This window comes from Mycolicibacterium austroafricanum (assembly GCF_902705885.1).
Taxonomy (GTDB): Bacteria; Actinomycetota; Actinomycetes; order Mycobacteriales; family Mycobacteriaceae; genus Mycobacterium; species Mycobacterium vanbaalenii_A.
Genome location: NZ_CACSIP010000067.1, coordinates 62,561 through 80,986 on the forward strand (window position 1 = coordinate 62,561; position 18,426 = coordinate 80,986).

At 66.0% G+C, this 18,426-nt stretch carries 17 protein-coding genes; 11 read left to right on the plus strand and 6 right to left on the minus strand.

Features of this window, described 5'->3' with window-relative positions:
- Nucleotides 1-5 precede the first annotated feature (5 nt).
- The 3 genes from BEMPMBAN_RS30160 to BEMPMBAN_RS30170 are packed head-to-tail and all read right to left on the minus strand — an operon-like array spanning nt 6 to nt 3,086.
- Entirely contained in the window at nt 6-1,100 is a 1,095-nt protein-coding gene (locus BEMPMBAN_RS30160; protein WP_159235130.1) for a hydroxyacid dehydrogenase, read from the minus strand.
- Nucleotides 1,100-2,215 (minus strand): TauD/TfdA family dioxygenase, encoded by a 1,116-nt coding sequence (locus tag BEMPMBAN_RS30165; protein ID WP_159235131.1) that lies wholly within the window; start codon nt 2,213-2,215, stop codon nt 1,100-1,102. The genes BEMPMBAN_RS30160 and BEMPMBAN_RS30165 overlap by 1 nt, the downstream gene beginning before the upstream one ends.
- Nucleotides 2,216-2,249: 34 nt before the next feature.
- Nucleotides 2,250-3,086, minus strand: a complete 837-nt coding sequence (locus tag BEMPMBAN_RS30170; protein WP_425295025.1) for an HpcH/HpaI aldolase family protein — start codon at nt 3,084-3,086, stop codon at nt 2,250-2,252.
- 40 nt (nt 3,087-3,126) lie between these two features.
- Between BEMPMBAN_RS30170 and BEMPMBAN_RS30175 the strand changes: the two genes are divergently transcribed.
- The 3 genes from BEMPMBAN_RS30175 to BEMPMBAN_RS30185 are packed head-to-tail and all read left to right on the plus strand — an operon-like array spanning nt 3,127 to nt 6,027.
- Nucleotides 3,127-4,272, plus strand: a complete 1,146-nt coding sequence (locus BEMPMBAN_RS30175; RefSeq protein WP_159235133.1) for an acetyl-CoA acetyltransferase — start codon at nt 3,127-3,129, stop codon at nt 4,270-4,272.
- A complete protein-coding gene (locus tag BEMPMBAN_RS30180; protein ID WP_159235134.1) occupies nt 4,272-4,700 on the plus strand; it encodes a Zn-ribbon domain-containing OB-fold protein in 429 nt (142 codons plus the stop codon). Before BEMPMBAN_RS30175 ends, BEMPMBAN_RS30180 begins: the two co-directional genes overlap by 1 nt.
- A gap of 25 nt (nt 4,701-4,725) precedes the next feature.
- Nucleotides 4,726-6,027 carry an amidohydrolase family protein gene (locus BEMPMBAN_RS30185; RefSeq protein WP_159235135.1) on the plus strand — a complete coding sequence of 434 codons (1,302 nt, stop codon included), beginning with the start codon at nt 4,726-4,728 and terminating at the stop codon, nt 6,025-6,027.
- Between the two features lie 22 nt (nt 6,028-6,049).
- Here the strand turns inward: BEMPMBAN_RS30185 and BEMPMBAN_RS30190 are convergent, their stop codons facing one another.
- Entirely contained in the window at nt 6,050-7,624 is a 1,575-nt protein-coding gene (locus tag BEMPMBAN_RS30190; RefSeq protein WP_159235136.1) for a class I adenylate-forming enzyme family protein, read from the minus strand.
- A gap of 56 nt (nt 7,625-7,680) precedes the next feature.
- On the opposite strand from BEMPMBAN_RS30190, the gene BEMPMBAN_RS30195 reads away from it, so the two are divergent.
- Nucleotides 7,681-8,547: an SDR family NAD(P)-dependent oxidoreductase gene (locus tag BEMPMBAN_RS30195; RefSeq protein WP_159235137.1), complete on the plus strand. Its 867-nt coding sequence runs from the start codon at nt 7,681-7,683 to the stop codon at nt 8,545-8,547.
- A gap of 2 nt (nt 8,548-8,549) precedes the next feature.
- Here BEMPMBAN_RS30195 and BEMPMBAN_RS30200 read toward each other — a convergent pair whose 3' ends face one another.
- Nucleotides 8,550-9,368 carry an enoyl-CoA hydratase/isomerase family protein gene (locus tag BEMPMBAN_RS30200; protein WP_159235138.1) on the minus strand — a complete coding sequence of 273 codons (819 nt, stop codon included), beginning with the start codon at nt 9,366-9,368 and terminating at the stop codon, nt 8,550-8,552.
- Nucleotides 9,369-9,468: 100 nt separating this feature from the next.
- Here BEMPMBAN_RS30200 and BEMPMBAN_RS30205 point away from each other — a divergent pair, with 100 nt between their 5' ends.
- From BEMPMBAN_RS30205 to BEMPMBAN_RS30235, 7 genes are read left to right on the plus strand one after another with little or no spacing between them, the layout of a single operon-like run.
- Nucleotides 9,469-10,746, plus strand: a complete 1,278-nt coding sequence (locus BEMPMBAN_RS30205) for a hotdog family protein (protein WP_159235139.1) — start codon at nt 9,469-9,471, stop codon at nt 10,744-10,746.
- A 5-nt stretch (nt 10,747-10,751) separates the two neighbouring features.
- Complete coding sequence (locus BEMPMBAN_RS30210; protein ID WP_159235140.1) at nt 10,752-11,558, plus strand: enoyl-CoA hydratase/isomerase family protein; 807 nt, start codon at nt 10,752-10,754, stop codon at nt 11,556-11,558.
- A gap of 8 nt (nt 11,559-11,566) precedes the next feature.
- On the plus strand, nt 11,567-12,814 hold the full coding sequence (locus BEMPMBAN_RS30215) for an acyl-CoA dehydrogenase family protein (protein WP_159235141.1): 1,248 nt from the start codon (nt 11,567-11,569) through the stop codon (nt 12,812-12,814).
- On the plus strand, nt 12,811-13,623 hold the full coding sequence (locus BEMPMBAN_RS30220; RefSeq protein WP_159235142.1) for an enoyl-CoA hydratase/isomerase family protein: 813 nt from the start codon (nt 12,811-12,813) through the stop codon (nt 13,621-13,623). The genes BEMPMBAN_RS30215 and BEMPMBAN_RS30220 overlap by 4 nt, the downstream gene beginning before the upstream one ends.
- Complete coding sequence (locus BEMPMBAN_RS30225; RefSeq protein WP_159235143.1) at nt 13,620-14,438, plus strand: enoyl-CoA hydratase/isomerase family protein; 819 nt, start codon at nt 13,620-13,622, stop codon at nt 14,436-14,438. Before BEMPMBAN_RS30220 ends, BEMPMBAN_RS30225 begins: the two co-directional genes overlap by 4 nt.
- Nucleotides 14,435-15,892, plus strand: a complete 1,458-nt coding sequence (locus BEMPMBAN_RS30230; RefSeq protein ID WP_159235144.1) for a class I adenylate-forming enzyme family protein — start codon at nt 14,435-14,437, stop codon at nt 15,890-15,892. The genes BEMPMBAN_RS30225 and BEMPMBAN_RS30230 overlap by 4 nt, the downstream gene beginning before the upstream one ends.
- Before the next feature lie 2 nt (nt 15,893-15,894).
- Nucleotides 15,895-17,277: a WS/DGAT/MGAT family O-acyltransferase gene (locus tag BEMPMBAN_RS30235; protein WP_159235145.1), complete on the plus strand. Its 1,383-nt coding sequence runs from the start codon at nt 15,895-15,897 to the stop codon at nt 17,275-17,277.
- 30 nt (nt 17,278-17,307) lie between these two features.
- Here the strand turns inward: BEMPMBAN_RS30235 and BEMPMBAN_RS30240 are convergent, their stop codons facing one another.
- Nucleotides 17,308-18,234, minus strand: a complete 927-nt coding sequence (locus BEMPMBAN_RS30240) for a dihydrodipicolinate reductase (RefSeq protein WP_159235264.1) — start codon at nt 18,232-18,234, stop codon at nt 17,308-17,310.
- Nucleotides 18,235-18,426 lie beyond the last annotated feature (192 nt).

Genomic DNA, 18,426 nt, shown 5'->3' on the forward strand with positions numbered 1-18,426 from the left:
GTCGGTCATGTTTGAACCTCTTCCAACCCCTCTGCACCGAGGGACGTCGTGGGGCGAACACCCAAGATCTCCTGGAACCGCTCGCAGTAACGCGGCCACACGTCCGGATTCAGCAGCCGTGGCGGCACGTGCCCGGCGAAGATGTCCTGCCACTGGGTGGCCGTCGCCACGGCGATGTCCCGGGCCGCCTCCACGGTGATGCCCGCGGTGTGCGGGGTCGCGACGACATTGTCGAGTCGGAGCAGCGGGTTGTCCTGCCGGGGCGGCTCCTCGTGGAAGACATCCAGGCCGGCGCCCGCAATTTCGCCGCGCACGAGCGCCTCCAGCAGCGCGACCTCGTCATGGACCGGTCCACGAGCAGTGGTGATGAAGAATGCCGTCCGCTTCATCGCGGCGAACTCCTGCGCGCCGATGAGACCCCGCGTCTCGGCGGTCAGCGGACAGGTCACCTGGACGAAATCGGCACGCTCGACCAGCGCGGCCAGCGACACCCGTTGAACGCCGCGAGCCTCGGCGGACACGTCGTCGAGGTACGGATCGAACACCAGGACCTCCATGCCGAACGGAGCGCACAGCTCGACCAGACGGCCACCGATGGCACCGAGTCCGACCACACCGAGGGTCTTTCCGAGGAGCTGACTCCCCTGCAGTCGCAGCCGATCCCCGAGCGAACCGCTGCGCAGCGCCCGGTCGGCCACGGTGATCTTCTTCGCCAGGTCGAGCATGAAACCGAGCGCGTGCTCGGCGACGGCTTCGGCGCCGGGTCCGGAGTTGTTGCATACTGCGATGCCGGCGCGGGTGCACGCGTCGACGTCGATGACGTCGTAACCCGCACCCGCGGAGCACACCGCAAGCAGATTCTCGCACCGTTCGAGTAACGCCGGTCCCGCCAGCCACTGCGCACCGCCTGCGACACCCGCAACGTCGGTGCGAGTAGCCACCTGGTATCCGTGGGCGGATTCGAGTGCGGACCAAACCTCTCCATCCGGGCGATTCAGCTCGAGCTTGACCACATCAACATCGGAGAGCTCGAGGATGTCTCCCGCGACGGGGTCGGTCCAGCGCTCGTAAACCAACCGCGGACGGGGCCGCAGACTCATCACCGGTTCAGCTTGGGCTTCGCCTGGGCAGCCTTGAACATATCGGCGAGTGCGGGGTCGACGTTCTTGTAATCGTTTCGGGCGATCGCGCCGTCGCGGCCGTCGACGGGGTCATATCCCAACCGGAGATCCTTGTTTTCCATGTGGAAGTACTCCCTGCCGAGCGGCAGCCGGCGGTCCTTGCGGGGTACCTCCATCCAGGCCCGCAGGAAGCAGCGCGCCTTCTTGGGGTCGTTGCTGCTGACGAAGTCCGACCGCGAGTGGCACATCGCGAAGTTGTTCGCCACCGCTGCCTCACCGGATTCCAGCCGGAATTCGACCTGCTGATCGACCAGGATATTGCGCAACAGTTCGATGGCCTCTTCCTGGATCGGTGTGAATTCGCGCCCGAGGGTCTTCATGGCGGGCAGGATGCTGCTGTAGGTGAAGTTGATGCAGATTCGGCCGTCGATCTGCGAGAACACCGGCACGTCATACGGTGTCACGTCTGGCTGGTCGTCGGGTTGTTCGCTTCGACGGTGGTGGGGGAACCCCTGGTAGAGCACCTCGAGCAGGTCCGGTCGCTCGGCCAGAATCCTGTTGTGGGCGGCAGGTCCGCTGGCGAACTGGCTCTCGCCGCCCTCGAACGCCGGGTAGACACACAGCAGCGACAAGATGTCGGCAGCGTCGTTGTGCATCGCGAGTTCGGCGCGGGATTTGGTGCCGCGGGCCGGCTGCACGCCGTCGGGCAGGATCTCCTCCTGCACACGCACCAGGCGGTGGCCGAACGAGTTGTTCGACACCGGGTAGCCGAGGTGCCAGCAGAATGCCCAGTAGATGCGCTCGAGATCCTCGATCGAGTGCTGCTCGACGGGGAAGCCACGCACGCACGCCAGCCCCTTGCCGAACATCAGGTCCTGGTAGAGCCGGGCCAGATCGTCATCCAGATCGGGATGGTGCACGTCGTCGAGCGTGATGTCGTCGCGATCCTTCTTGGCTGTCTTGGCCATGATCGACTCCAGCGCAGCGACGTTGCGCGACGACAGATCGAAGGTGAAATCTTCCTTGCTCGTGAAATCGGCACCTGTCCACGACATCGGATCGGTCACTTTTTCGGTGTAGATCGCGGTGGGCATCCGTCCTCCTGGGGTCGCGGGATATTCGGTCCGGTCAGAGTTCTGGTGACATCGTCGCGGGTCCGTCGAGCCCTCGGAGCGCTTGCGCCCTGGCGGTGGCCGCCTCCGTCATCATGCCTACGTCGGTCCCTGCCGAGATGAATCGCAGGCCTAGACCGACGAACCTTTTCAGCAGGTCAAGGGACTTGATCCCGGCCACTCCGAGCGCTACGCCGTGGGTACGACATGCCGCTGCGACAGAGTCTACTGCATCGCGGAAACGTTCATTCTCATAGAGGCCATGGATGCCCATCTCGGCGGTCAGGTCGCTGGGACCGATGAGCACCATGTCCACGCCCTCCACTGAGGCGATGGCATCGGCATTGCGCACCGCTTCCGGCGTTTCGACCATCACGGCCACCACGGTTCGCGCTTCCAGGACTTCGACCAGTTCGGTGGCCGGACGGGCGGCGAAGCCGCTCAGCGCGTTGGGGCCGGATACGGACCGGTGTCCAGCGGGCGGGAAGCGCGCGGCATTCACCACCGCCTGCGCCTGTAACGCTGTATTAACGTGGGGCACAATGATTCCTGCAGCTCCGCTGTCGAGCACCCGGGCGATCAAACTCGGGTCCTGAGACGGGACGCGCACCAGTGCCGAAATGCCCGCGCCGATCGCGCTCCCGCACAGCATCGCCACGGTCTCCAGGGAGGTGGAAGTGTGCTCGAGATCGACGTAAACGGCGTCGTACCCGGCCGCTGCCGCGATAGCGGGCACATCGGGCGTGCGGGAATTCATCAACGCCAGGCACAACACCAGACTGTCGCCGCGCAACGCGTCCCGCAACGAACCAGGCACCCGCTCACGGTAGCGGAATGAGAACGCATATTCCACTGATTCGTAAACGGCGTTATCGATGTGATTAACATGGGGTATGCCATCGAACCGCGTCGCCATCGTGGGGGCGGGCCTGTCGGATTGCGGCAGAGTGCCCGACAAGACCGCAATGGGCTTGATGGCCCAGGCCTCCCAACGAGCGGTGACCGATGCCGGCCTCACCAAGAACGACATCGACGGGTTCGGTGGGCACGGCACCCTCCTGCCACCGATCGAGGTCAGCGAATACCTGGGCCTGAGACCCACCTGGGTCGACGCCACCAATGTCGGCGGATCGTCATGGGAGGTGATGGCGCGCCACGCCGCCGACGCGATCGCCGCTGGACACGCCGACGTGGTCTTGTTGACCTACGGTTCCACTGCGCGTTCTGACGTCAAACGGCGAACCCGGGCGTCGGCTGCGGCGATGAGCACCGGTGGCGCCCTGCAGTTCGAGGCACCGTACGGCGCGACGCTGATCGCCAAGTACGCGATGGCCGCCAGGCGGCACATGATCGAGTACGGCACCACCGTCGAGCAGCTCGCCGAAGTCGCAGTCGCTGCTCACGAATGGGCTGCCATGAACGAGAACGCCTTCGAGCGTGACCGCATCACCGCGGCCGACGTCGCGGCCGCCCCGCTGCTCGCCGATCCGTTCACCACCAAGCATGTCTGTCTCCGGACCGACGGGGGCGGCGCCGTCGTGCTCGCCAGCGAGAACGTCGCACGGGACTGCGCCAAGGACCCGGTCTGGATCCTTGGCGCCGCCGACGCCACTTCGCACGTCAGCATGAGCGAGTGGGGCGACTTCACCACTTCCGCCGCCTCCATCTCGGGGCCGCGCGCGTTCGCGCAGGCCGGCGTCGGGCCCGCCGACATCGACGTCTGCCAATTCTATGACTCGTTCACTGCCACCGTGCTGCTGACGGTCGAAGACCTGGGTTTCTGCGCCAAGGGTGAAGGCGGCAAGTTCATCGAATCCGGGGCACTGCGGCCGGGCGGTGCGTTGCCCACCAACACCGACGGCGGCGGGCTGGCCTCGTGCCACCCGGGGATGCGCGGGATGTTCCTCATGGTCGAGGCGGTGCGGCAACTGCGGGGCGAGTGTGGGCCCAGACAGGTTGATGCCGCCGAACTGGCGTGCGTGCACGCGATGGGCGGCTTCTTCAGTCACAGCGCCACCATGATCCTGGGGAGGCAGTGATGAGCACCAGCGCACCGACGGGGCCGCACCGGCCGACCACGGATTCCGACACCGAGCGGTGGTGGGCCGCCGTCCAGAACCGGGAGCTGATGGTCAATGCCTGCGGGTCGTGCGGGCGCACGTCTTTGTATGTCCGCCCCTTCTGCCCACATTGCTGGAGCGATGACATCGCCCTGCGACCGGCCAGCGGGCGTGCGCGGCTTTACACTTGGAGTGTCGTACACCAGAACGGCGCGCCATTCGATGCCAGTACGCCCTACATCCTGGCGATGGTGGACCTCGAAGAAGGTCCGCGACTGATGACGCTGATCGAGCAGTGCTCGGTAGAACAGCTACGAGCCGACCTTCCACTCGTAGCCGATTTCCGCACCGACGACGACGGCTTCGTCGTTCCCGTTTTCCACCCTCAACCAACCGAGATTCACTAGTACCCAAGAGCGAAAGGACCTCCCGATGAACAAGGAAGACATGATCCTGGTCAGCGTTGATGACCACATCGTCGAGCCGCCGGACATGTTCAGAAACCATCTGCCGAAGAAGTATCTGGATGAGGCGCCACGGCTGGTCCACAATGCCGACGGCAGTGACACCTGGCAGTTCCGTGACGTGGTGATCCCGAATGTCGCCTTGAATGCGGTGGCGGGACGGCCGAAAGAGGAGTACGGCCTGGAACCCCAGGGGTTGGACGAGATCCGGCCCGGGTGTTACAAAGTCGACGAGCGTGTGATGGACATGAACGCCGGCGGCATTCTCGGGTCGATGTGCTTCCCCTCGTTCCCGGGTTTCGCCGGGCGGTTGTTCGCCACCGAAGACCGCGACTTCTCACTCGCGCTCGTTCAGGCATACAACGACTGGCACGTCGAGGAGTGGTGCGGTGCGTATCCCGCCCGGTTCATCCCGATGACGCTGCCGGTGATCTGGGACGCCGAGGAATGCGCCAAGGAGATCCGCCGCAACGCCAAGCGCGGCGTACACAGCTTGACGTTCACCGAGAACCCCTCGGCGATGGGCTATCCCAGCTTCCACGATCTGGAGTACTGGAAGCCCATGTGGGACGCACTCGTCGACACCGACACCGTGCTCAACGTGCACATCGGCTCATCCGGGCGCCTGGCCATCACAGCCCCCGACGCACCGATGGACGTGATGATCACGCTGCAGCCGATGAACATCGTGCAAGCGGCCGCCGATCTGCTGTGGTCGAATCCGATCAAGGCCTACCCCGATCTGAAGATCGCCCTGTCCGAGGGTGGCACGGGCTGGATTCCGTACTTCCTCGACCGCGTTGATCGCACCTACGAGATGCACTCGACCTGGACCGGCCAGGACTTCGGTGGCAAGAAACCCTCCGAGGTGTTCCGGGACCACTTCCTGACCTGCTTCATCTCCGACCCGGTCGGGATACAACTGCGCAACCAGATCGGCATCGACAACATCTGTTGGGAGGCCGACTACCCGCACAGCGACTCGATGTGGCCCGGCGCCCCCGAGCAACTCGACGAGGTCCTCACGGAAAACAATGTGCCCGACGACGAGATCAACAAGATGACCTTCGAGAACGCGATGCGCTGGTACCACTGGGATCCGTTCAGCCACATCTCCAAAGAACAAGCCACCGTCGGCGCCTTGCGCAAAGCGGCAGAGGGTCACGACGTCACGATTCAGGCGCTGTCCAAGCGCGAGCACAGCGCCGGTTCGTCGGACTGGCAGTCGCAGATGAGCAAGGCCACCGTCAACGTCAGCGGCAACAAGTAGCGACCCGGGTTCGCCGCAGCATTCAGGTGGCGGCGACCAAACGAGGTGCCAACACCCTGGACCGTCCGTGCGAACGACGGTCCAGGGTGTTGCGCTCCACCTTTCCGTTCGCGTTCAGCGGTAATGGCTCATCCCAGAACACCAGTTCTTCCGGGAGCTTGTACTTCGGCAGCCCGGCCGAGACCAGAGCGTCCGCGACGTCGGTCAGGGACAGCGCGGCATCGGTGTCCAGTCGTACCGCCACCGCCACCCGCTCGCCGGTGACGGCGTCGGAGACGGAGTAGGCCGCGCACTCCTTCACGCCGGGGATCTGGGCGACGGCCTCTTCGACCTCCGCGGCCGGGATCTTCAGGCCGTTACGAATGACGATGTCCTTGATCCGGCCGACAATGCGTACGCGGCCGTCGAGGAGTTCGGCGACGTCTCCGGTGCGGAACCAATCCCCGTCGAACGCGCTGGCGTCGCCCTCGCCTCCGGTGTAGCCGAGGAACGTGTGCGGACCGCGCAGACAGCACTCGGTCGGCTCCCCGGCCGAACCGACCTTCACCTCGACGTCATCCAGCGCGACGCCGTCGTCGGCATGCCGGGCCTCGCGCGATTCGCTTCGCAGGCCCGACGTGCTGACCGGCACCTCCGACGAGCCGTAGGCCCGCATCACGATAATGCCGAAATCGTCCTCGATCCGTTCGACGATGCGCCGGTCCAGCATCGTGCCGCCGAGGTAGACCGCGCGCAACGGCACGCTCGCGTTGCGGGCGACGGCCTCGTCGAGAAGCCTGTCCAGCAACCGATCCGGCCCCCCGTACCATGTCGCACCCGACTCCAGGAGCAGCTCGCATGTCGCAGCCGGGTCCCAGCGATCCTCCAGCACGACGGGGACCGCGAGCATGGGGCCGATGAAAACCGCCTGGAGGACACCGGTGACCGAGGCCAACGGGCTGATGAGGAAAATCCGGTCCTCGCCGGTCAGTCCGGCCGCGGCGACATAGTTCGACGACGCCTTCGACAAGGTGCTCAGCGAATGGACAACGCCCTTGGGAGCCGATGTCGTCCCGGAGGTGAACAGCACGAAGGACGGCTCGTCGGCAGCCCGCGCTGAGCGCAACAGGCCGCCCCCGGAAGGGACCGCAATCTGTCTGACGTCGATCCAGCGCAGCAGTTCGGACAGCTCGCCGCCGTCGGCGGGCGCCCAGTTCGGCGCGGCTCCGAACTGCGCCTGAGTGCGGGTGGCGATATCGACGACCTGCGCTGCTCCCGCGCTGCGTGGCACCAACAGCAGGACAGCGTCGATCCGCAGCGCCGCATGGACAGCGACCAGCGAGTCGACATCGTTACCGACCACGAGGACGACCGGAACCGATGCCGTCAGTCCCGCGTCGATCATCGCCCGCGCTGCCGCCTCGACCCGGTCGTCCAGCTCGGCGAACGTCAGCTCGCCCTGTCGGTCCTTCAGGGCCAGACGGTCGGGATGGCCGGCCGCGGCGGTCCGGACCATGTCGAGTGGCTGCGGCGACCAGAATCCGGCAGCACGGTAGCGATCCCGCAGCGATGCGGCTCGTTGGTGTGCCGGTGCCAGCAGCTCCGTCGAGCGGTTCATGGTGATCCTCCGATGCAAATGACTATTCTCTGCAAAGCAAATGTAACCTCTCATGCATGACTTCATTAACTTTCGACAACCAGGTGGCCATTGTGACTGGCGCCGGAGGGGGGCTCGGACGCTGTCACGCAATCGAACTCGCCCGACGCGGAGCGCGAGTGGTGGTGAACGACCTCGGCAGCGCCGTCGACGGCAGCGGAGCCTCGACGTCGGCGGCGCAGGCCGTGGTCGACGAGATCACTGCCGCAGGTGGGACTGCGATAGCCAACGGCGACTCGGTGGCCACCGAGGCCGGTGGCGCCGCGATCGTCGCTGCGGCCAAAGACGCGTTCGGCCGGGTCGACATCCTGGTGAACAACGCCGGAATCCTGCGCGACGCCGCATTCAAGAACATGACGGCCGACCAGGTCGACGCCGTGATCGCCGTCCACTTGGCCGGCGCGTTCAACGTCACCAGGGCCGTATGGCCGGTCATGCGTGAGCAGAATTACGGACGTATCATCCAGACAACTTCTGGCACAGGACTGTTCGGTAACTTCGGGCAAGCCAATTACGGCGCGGCGAAGATGGGGCTGGTCGGCATGATGCACGTGCTCGCCATCGAGGGCGCCCGCAACGGCATCACGATCAATGCGATCGCACCCATCGCCCGGACCCGAATGACCGAAGACATCATGGGCGAGGCCGGCAAGGCGATGGATCCCGAACTTGTCACCCCGGTGGTGGTGTACCTGGCTCACCGTGACTGCGACCGCACCGCACACATCTACTCGGTCGGTGCCGGAAAGGTCTCCCGGGTATTCATCGGCGTCACCAAGGGCGTGGAGAACACCCAGCTGACGGCGGAGTCTGTTGCCGCGGCGATCGATGAGATCGACGACCCGGCCACCTTCACCATCCGCGGCGGACCCACCGCGGGCTGAGCTCAGCGACCCTGGAAATCCGGGGTACGCCGTTCTGTGAAGGCACGCAGCCCCTCCCGCAGGTCGGAGGTGTGCGAAATCATTTCGGCGGCCCAGGCTTCCTGTTCGAACGCCCGGTCCCTGCTGGATTCCGACGACACCGCCAGCAGACGCTTGGTCAGCGAGAGCATCACCGTCGGCCCCGCCGCAAGGCGGCCGGCCAGCTCCTCAGCCGTGCCGGCCACCGACTCGGGTGCGACCACCGTGTTGACCAGACCGAGGCGCTCACAAGTCGGTGCGTCGACGGGCTCGCCAAGCATCAGCAGCTCGGTCGCCTTGCGTAGTCCGACGATCCGGGTGAGCAGATGGATGGCACCGGAGTCGGGCAGGATTCCGCGGTGAACGAATGCCTCGATCAGCTTGGCCTCTGACGACATCACCACCAGATCGCAGGCCAGCACCAGGCTGGCACCCGCACCGACCGCGACGCCGTTGACCGCCGCGACCACCGGCTTGTCGCAGTCCAGCACCGACGCCACCAACCGTTGCCAACCCTGGGCGAGCATCCGCGCGATGTCACCGGGACGCTTCTCGGCAAGCGCCTGCGGCACCGGATTGTCGCCTTTGGACGGTAGCCCGGCCCCGGCGCAGAAGTGACGCGAACCCGCCGCGCCGAGGAGCACCGCCCGCACTGCCGGGTTCGAGTGAGCCTCGATAAATGCTTCGGCCAGAGCATCACGAGCGTTGGGCGACAACGAGTTACCTACGTCAGCTCTATTGATGACGATGCGCAGCACTCCGTCTTCGCCGTGCTCGATATCGATACCGGTCGGTTCCGTCATGCTCTTCTCCACCCTGCGTTAACGCCGTTTCCGTTTTTCGGGTATCTTAATTTCCGCAACCATGCCGACGATATCGCGGGCCCCAACGAGGAGGCGCTGAATGACTCAACCCTCTTCCTCTGCCACTACTTCTGTGAGCGGCCAGATCACCGACGAAGGACTCGCCCGGTTGCGCGCCACCATCGGCATCGCGGTGCCACACACGCAGCCACCGCATTACGTCCGCCCGAACGAGGACTGCTTCCGGCATGTCGCCGAGAGCTACGGCGACGCCAACCCGCTGTGGTCCGACCCCGAGTACGCGGCCAAGTCCGTCTGGGGCGAGCCGGTGGCCCCGCCCTCCCTCGTCGGCGGTGACACCCTCATCGGCGAGGACGAGGTTTCCACGCTCTCCGACGAGGACCGCGCCCTGACCAAGGGTGATCCCCTCCGCGGGGTGCACGCTTTCTACGCGTCGTCGTCGCGTGAGTGGTGGGCGCCGTTGCGCGCCAATCATCGGGTATTCCGCCGCAACGCCCTGGTCGCGGCGCTCGACAAGAGCAGCGAGTTCGCCGGCCGTGCCATCCACGAGTGGTCGGCGCAGGTGTTCCGCGACGACGAGGGCGTCATCCTCGGCGGCCAGTACCGCAACATGATCCGCACCGAGCGCAGCAAAGCCCGCGGCCAGAAGAAGTACAAGGACGTCGAGCTGAAGACCTGGACCGAAGACGAGATCGCCGAGATCGACGCGCGGTATGCGCGCGAGGCCCCCCGCGGCCCCGAACCGCGGTGGTGGGAGGACGTTCGCGAGGGAGACCCGGTTGGCCCGCTGACCAAGGGCCCGCTGACGGTCACCGACATGGTCTGCTGGCATGTCGGGATGGGCACCGGAATGTACGGGGTGCGTCCGCTGGGGCTGGCATGGCGTAACCGTCAGCGGATTCCGCGTTTCTACACCCCCAACGAGCACGGTGTCCCCGACGTGCAGCAGCGGGTGCACTGGGAGCCCGATGCCGCACGTAACGCCGGCAACCCCACCACCTTCGACTACGGCCGGATGCGTGAGACGTGGCTGATTCACCTCTGCACGGACTGGATGGGTGACGACGCCTGGCTGTGGAAACTGGACTGCGAGTTCCGGCTCTTCAACTACGTCGGGGATCTGCACACCATCACCGGGACCGTGGTGCGTAAATACCTTGCCGACGGTGACCGGCCGGCAGTCGACATCGAACTCGCCGCGACCAGCCAGCGCGGGCAGGTCACCGCGCCCGGGCGCGCCACGATCCTGCTGCCCAGCCGAGAGCGGGGCCCGGTCCGGCTGCCTGATCCGCCCGGCGGGGCCACTGACCTTTCGGAGCTGCTGACCGCCGTGTCGGCGCAGTTCGCGGAACGCTGACGGCAATGGACTACCCGAGCGTCTCCGGCCTGTGTGCCGAACAGGACGGCCCCGTACTCGCGCTGACCCTGGACAGGGCCGATCGGCGCAATGCAGTCAACGACGAGATGCTCGATGCGATGATCGGCCATTTCGCCGCGGCCGGCATCGACGAATCCGTTCGTGTCATCCGCATCGACGCCGCCGGCCCGGATTTCTGCGCCGGATCCGACCTGGTCGCCAACAACACCCTCTCGGAGCGCAAGCCGAGGGTGGGCAGCACGCAACGCCGGCTGCCCAACAAGGCCAACAGGCTGATCCCGCTGATGCTCGAGACCCAGGTTCCGGTCGTCGCGGTGGTCCGTGGCTGGGCCGCAGGCCTGGGATTCCACATAGCGATGGCTTCCGACTTCTGTGTCGCGGCCGACGACGCCCGATTCTGGGAGCCGTTCATGGCGCGCGGTTTCACTCCGGACAGTGGTGCCGCCTGGCTGCTGCCCCGGCTGATCGGGATGGTGCGCACCCGGCAGCTGCTGATGCTGGGCGAGGAGCTCTCAGGGGCGAAAGCCACCGAATGGGGCGTCATCCACGGCTCCCACCCCGACGGTGACCTCGACGCCGCGGCCGCCGAACTCGTCGGTCGGCTGGCGTCCTCCCCCACCGTCGCGCTCGGCCTGACCAAATGGCTCCTGCAGTCCGGAAACGGCCTCGATCTCGACAGGCATCTGCAGAACGAAGCCATGGCCCTCGAACTATCCAGTCGCAGTGAGGATTTCAAAGAAGGCCTGCGCGCCTTCCGCGACAAGCGCGACGCAGAATTCACGGGCCGGTAGTGGGCGCCATGACACGACTACCGATCACCGACACCACCAGTGCCGCCGACGCCGTCACTGTCATTGAGCAATGGGTCGCCGCCGAAGTGCCGGAGCACTGGCGCGAAGCCGCGGCCGCGGGCCCCAAGGCGCTTCGTGCCGCCCGCAGCCACGAGGAGTACCGACGGTGGTACCCGGTGTTCGCCGACTCCGGGCTGGTGGTACCCACCTGGCGTCGCGAGCATGGTGGCCTGGACGTCAGCAATGAAGTCGCCCGTGCGATCGAGGCCGTACTGGGTCCTCTGCGGCTGACCAGGCTGAATCCCCTCGGCCTCAACAACGCGGCGGCCGCGCTGTTCGCTCACGGTACCGAAGAGCAGCGGCTACGGTTTCTGCCGCCGATCGTGCGCAACGAAGAGAAGTGGTGCCAGCTGTTCAGCGAGCCCGGCGCGGGATCCGACCTCGCCTCGCTGGCCACCAAGGCGGTGCGGGACGGTGACCAGTGGGTGGTGACCGGCCAGAAGGTCTGGACGACCTGGGCAGATGAGGCCGATTACGGAATCCTGCTGGCGCGAACCGACCCCGATCAACCGAAGCACAAGGGCATCACCTACTTCCTGCTGGACATGCATCAGCGCGGGGTCGAGGTGCGCCCGCTGCGTCAGATCACCGGTGAGAGCGAATTCAACGAAGTGTTCATCGACGGCGCCACGGTGCCCGATGCCCATCGAGTCGGCGAGCTCAACGACGGGTGGCGCGTCAGCGCATCGACGTTGTCCAGCGAGCGACAAATGGTCTCGGGATCGGGCTCCGGCGGGATGGGACGGCTCGGCGGCTCCAGTGCCGAGCGTCTGATCACGCTGGCACAGGAGACCGGCCGGTGGTCCGATCCGGTGGTCCGGGCGAAGGTCATGCGGCTGTGGGCGCAGGAGCAGATCCGCGGGTGGACGAACACGCGCGTGCGCGCTGCGCTCTCGGCCGGCCAGTCACCCGGTGCAGCGTCCTCGATCGGCAAAGTGCACCAGGCCACCCTCAACCAACAGATCCAGGATCTGATGGTCGATCTGCTGGGCACGGACGCACTCGCCTGGCCGGCGGGCGACGACCGCGACGCGTTGCCGCGGGAAGTCCAGGGATGGATGCGCAGCCTCGCGAACAGCACCGAGGGCGGTACCACCGACATCAACAAGAACATTCTGGGTGAACGGGTGCTCGGCCTCCCGAGGGAACCCGACTTGTGGAAGGGCAAGCCCTGGAAGGATATTCCGCGTTCGTGAGTGATTACGAGCGACTGATCGTCGAGAGGTCCGACGGCGTCGGCTGGCTCATCCTGAACCGCCCGGACGCCGGCAACGCGTTCGATGCCACGATGCTCGACGAACTCGAGCGGGCCTGGGCCGAACTGGATGCCGACCCGCAGGTCCGGGTCATCGTCAACACCGCTAACGGCAAGTCGTTCTGCACCGGCATGGACGTCGTCCAGGTGGCCCGGGACAAGAACGCCATGCGCAAGCACTCTCGCCGGACCCGTGACGCCGAGCTGAAGATCTCGTCCTGGCACTGCGCGGTGTGGAAGCCGGTCATCGCGGCCGTCAACGGCGTGTGTGCGGGCGGCGGCCTACATCTCGTCGCCGATGCGGACATCGTCATCGCCGCCGAGAACGCGTCGTTCGTCGACCCACACGTGTCGGTGGGTCAGGCTGTCGCCTACGAGGCCATCACGCTGCTTCGCAAGTCACCGATGGAGGCGATCCTCCGGATGGCACTGAGCGGCAGAAACGAGCGGATCTCCGCACAGCGGGCCTACGAGCTCGGCATCATCTCCGAGGTGGTTCCCGGTGACACCCTGCGTGCAGCGGCCACCGCACTCGCCACCGCCGTTGCTGCCAACTCCCCCGTGGCGATGCGCGCCACCAAGAAGGCACTGTGGCGGTCATTGGAGGTGGGTCTGAGTACCGCCCGCGCGGAGGCTGCGGCACAGATCGACCGGCTCGCCGGCCATCCCGATCAGGACGAAGGGGTGCGGGCCTGGCTGGAAAAGCGGCCACCCAATTGGCAGTCGACAGCGACAGCGGAGGCACCGTGACGACCGAGGAAAAAACCACCTACCAACGGCTCATCGTCGAGCGACGCGGTCCGGTGGGCTGGATCATCAACAACAGGCCCGACCGGCTCAACGCGTATGACCGCGTGATGCGCGAGGAGTTTCCCAGGGCCTGGGCCGAACTCGACGCCGACCCCGAGGTCCGCGTCATCGCGCACACCGGCAACGGACGGGCATTTCAGGTTGGTGCCGATGTCGAGGAACTCGACGGCGATGCGGTCCAGCAGTTCCAGGAGACGATGCGCACCCTCGATCTCAAACTGACCGCGTGGCACTGCAATGTCGGCAAACCCGTCATCACCGCTGTCAACGGTGTCTGCGCGGGCGGCGGCCTGCACTGGGTCGCCGACGCAGACATCGTGATCGCCGCCGCGGATGCGACGTTCGTCGACCCACACGTCTCCATCGGTCAGGTGAGCGCGCTCGAGACCATCGCACTGATGCGAAAGATGCCCGCCGAGGCGGTGCTGCGGATGGCGCTGGTCGGCAGCCACGAGAGGTTGACCGCCCAGCGCGCCTACGAGCTGGGGATGATCAGCCAGATCGTCGACCCGCCCGAACAGTTGCGAGACGTCGCACAGGAATTGGGTGAGAAGATCGCCAGAAATTCTCCGGTGGCGATGCGCGCGACCAAGCGTGCGCTGTGGGGAGCCTTGGAGCACGGCCTGACCGACGCCTGCCGGGAGGGCGCCACACACCTGACGTCGGTATGGGGACACCCCGACCAGGACGAGGGCCCGCGCGCATTCGCCGACAAACGGACCCCGAATTGGCTTCCTCTGGAGGTTGACAGGTGAGCTTGGCCCAACTTGTCGACGGCCTGCCTCCCGTCGCCGTGTACACCGTGGACACAGAAGTCTCCGCCGCCGACCTTGCCGCCGACGCCGCTCGGGTCGGCGAGCTGCTCACCACCGCCGGCCTGCGAACCGGCCAGGTGGTAGCCGCGATGTTGCCGAACGACGCGGCCACGATTGCCGCGCTGTTCGGCACCTGGCGCGCCGGCGGCGTCTACACGCCGCTGAACCCCCGCGCCGCCGACACCGAGGTCGCCAGTCAGCTAGCCACCCTTCGTCCCGTCGCTGTGATCACCACTCCCGAACTTGCGCAAAGGTTCTCGACGTTCTCTCTGCCGGTCGTCACCGGCACGGGCCGACATTGGGAGCTCGCCGCGACGGGCTCCCCGCCCGACGATCCCCGTCAGTACGACGAAGATGTCGCGTTGTTGCAGTTCACCTCAGGTACCACCGGCGCGCCCAAACCCGTTCCGTTGCGCCACGCGACCGTGCTCGATCTGATCGATCGCCTGCTGGCCAAGCTGCGTGGCGCCAAGCCCGACACCGGCAAGCCCAAGCGCCCGCCGATGCCGAACCTGGTGCCGCTTTCGCTGTCCCTGTGGGCGGGCATCTACCAGGTGCTGTTCGCCTTCCGCGCCGGGTCCGGCGTCGTACTGATGGACCGGTTCTCCCCCACCGACTTCGCTGTCCTGGTGAAGCGGCATCAGCTGCGGTCGACGGTGCTCCCGCCGGCAGCACTGACGATGGTGCTGCACGACGAAGCCGTCACCGATCTGTCGCCGCTGAAGATCGTCCGCTCCATCACCGCACCGCTGTCACCAGTGCAGGCAGCCAGGTTCCGCGACAAGTTCGGTGTTTTGGTCCTCAACTCGTACGGCCAGACCGAACTCGGCGGCGAAGTCGTCGGCTGGTCTGCCGCCGACGCCAGAGAATGGGGCGAGACGAAGCTGGGGTCGGTGGGACGGCCGCTTCCCGGCATCGACGTCAGCATCGCCGACGACGAGGTGATGGTGCGGACGCCGACCACCGCGGCCCGCAAAATCGATCCGGCGTTCCTGGACCGGCTGTCCGACGATGGCTGGTTCCGCACCGGCGACCTCGGCTGGTTCGACGACGACGGCTTCCTCTGGCTGGACGGCCGGGTGTCCGACATGATCAACCGCGGCGGACTGAAGGTGTTCCCGGGAACAGTGGAGGACGTCCTGCTGTCCGCGGACGGCGTGCGGGAGGCCGCGGTGGTGGGCATTCCCGATGAGCGCGTGGGAGAAGTTCCATGGGCGTTCGTGTCCCGAAGCGATGACGCGGTGACGGAGGAACTGCTCACTACGTGGTGCCGGGAACGACTGACGCCGTACCGGATCCCCGCCCGGATCGTCTTTGTCGATCGACTTCCCCGCAACGATGTCGGCAAGGTCGTCAAGCGCGAATTGGCGGCTCTGGCCGGCACCAGCGAGTAACTGTGGAGCGACTCAGTGGCCTCGACGCCATGTATCTCTACTTGGAGACACCGTCACAGCCACTGAACGTCTGCTGTGTCTTGGAACTGGAAGTCGCCGGAATGCCCGGCGGCTACAGCTTCGAACAACTCCGTTCGGCGTTGGAGCCACGCTTGCTCGCGACACCGGAATTCCGCAAGAAGCTCGCAGACGGACAGCTGAACATCGATCACCCGGTCTGGGTCGAGAGCACCGATATCGACATCTCCCGCCACCTGAAGCGCATCGCAGTGCCAGCCCCGGGTAGCCGAGTCGAAGTGGGTGAGGTGTGCGCCCACATCGCCGCGCTGCCCCTAGATCGCGACTACCCGCTGTGGGAAGTATGGGCGGTCGAGAACCCCTCGGCGCCAAAGCTGCTGACATTGGTCGTGAAAGCCCACCACGCGCTGGTCGACGGGGTGGGTGGTGCCAACATCATGGCGCAACTGTGCAGTCTCGAGCCCGATCTGCCGGCCCCGCCCGGTCCCGCGGGTCCCGTGCCCACCGCCACCACGCTGCAGATCGCCGCCTCCGGCGTCATCGGTGTGGCTGCCCGCTCGTGGCGGTTGACCAGTCTGCTACCCACGACGCTTCAGACCGTGGTGCGCACCCTGCGCCGCGCCCGAGTCGGGCACACGATGGCGGCGCCATTCACCGCGCCGAAGACGGTGTTCAACAGGCCACATTCCGGCCGCCGAAACATTGCGTTCGTCGAGCTCTCGCTTGACGAAGTCAAGGCCGTCAAAGACCACTACGGAGTGACGGTCAACGATGTCGTGATGGCGTTGTGCGCGGGGGCGTTGCGCAGCTTCTTGGAGCGGCATCACGAACTGCCCGATACGCCGCTGGTGGCCGCGGTCCCCGTGTCGGTGCACGGCAAGTCGGACCGATCTGGCCGCAACCAGACGACGTGGATGTTCTGTCGCCTGCAGTCGCCGATCACCGACCCGGTGCAGCGCCTGCATCAAATGGCCGAGGCCACCACGGCGGCCAAGGCGCACAGCACCGAACTCGGACCCACGCTGTTGCAGGACTGGACGCAGTTCATCGGCCAGTACACGATGGGAGCGATCAAGCGCCTCGTGCCCCACGTGCCCAGGCCGGCGAGCCCGCCGTTCAACCTCATCCTCTCGAATGTCCCGGGTCCCCAGATTCCCCTTTACCTGGCGCGCTACCGCATCGAGGCGGTGTATCCATTCGGACCGATACTCGCCGGTGCCGGTCTCAACATCACCGCGATGTCCTACAACGGCCGGTTGAGCTTCGGAATGATCTCCAGCCCGGACCTGGTCCCGGATCTTTGGCCCTTGGCCGACGAATTCCCCGTAACCCTAGACGAACTCATAGGCTCGATCACCACTCCGTGATCGCGCTCAGCGAGCACCAAGAATGGTGCACTATGCGCCCGTCTTTCGTGACTGTCTGGTCACGATCGACGGGCCCGCCAAGGGATTGGTGAGCACGCCGGCCGGCGCCTCGACGACTGCAGGTATCGCATTGACCGCGGCCATCGCGGTCGCCGCGACGCCGGGGTTGACTCGATCAGTGGGCGACTGCTCGAAGTACAGTTCCGCGCACATGCTGGGCCGGCCCTCGACCCGGATGACCATCCCGCCTTGGTCGTGCCGCGACGGTCGAGGCCAGCGCTGCGGCCATGGCGTGGAACTGACCGTCGCGAAGTACTGCACCGCAACGGCCGGGCGCCCGTCGACCATGCCTGCGAGCTGCCACCGGTGCCCGCAGATCGTGCCTTGCGGGATCACCCCGATCGCAGTCGTCAGATCGTCGGGGGCCAGCAGGGTTTCCCAGTCCAGTTCGACGCTGTCGAGCGCCAGCCCGAGGATGTCGGCGATGTAGCGAACAACTGTCTCCCAGTCGTGGTTGACCTTCCCCGCAGCGATGCGGGCGGGCACGTGCCCATCCGGCTTACCGAACCCCATGGATTCGTGCAGAACATCCCAGATCGGGTAGGACTTGTCCAAGTCGATGGCGTACTCGTCCATCCGGTACGAATCGACAGCGCCCGCACCGGTCAGCAGTGCCGTCGGGATGTTGAGACTGATGAATCCCGGCTCGGCACCGGTGGCGTAGAACGTGGAGTTGCCTCTCACGGCCGCCGCTTGCAGGGCCTCTCGCCATTCGGGTGGTGCGGCCGGCGGATACACCATCGGGATCGTCGAAATCGTGACGACGTTGATGCCCGCCTCCAGATACCTGACGATATCTGCAATGGCCGCTTCCTCGCGCCGAACGGCGCTGGCACAGTAGAGAACGCAGTCCGGCGCGAGCGCCATGATCGTGTCCGGATCATCGGTCGCCGGTATCCCGACGTCGGCGCCGCCGGAAAGTCGGCCCGCGTCCACGCCTACCTTCTCCGCCGTCGACACTTTGAGCCCCACGAGTTCGAGGGCAGGGTCGTCGATAACAGCTCGGAGAGCCTGCGCACCGGTCAAGCCGGTGCCGACATGTGCCACACGTTGAACCTGGCGAGTTGATCCGTCCACCATCATTCCTTT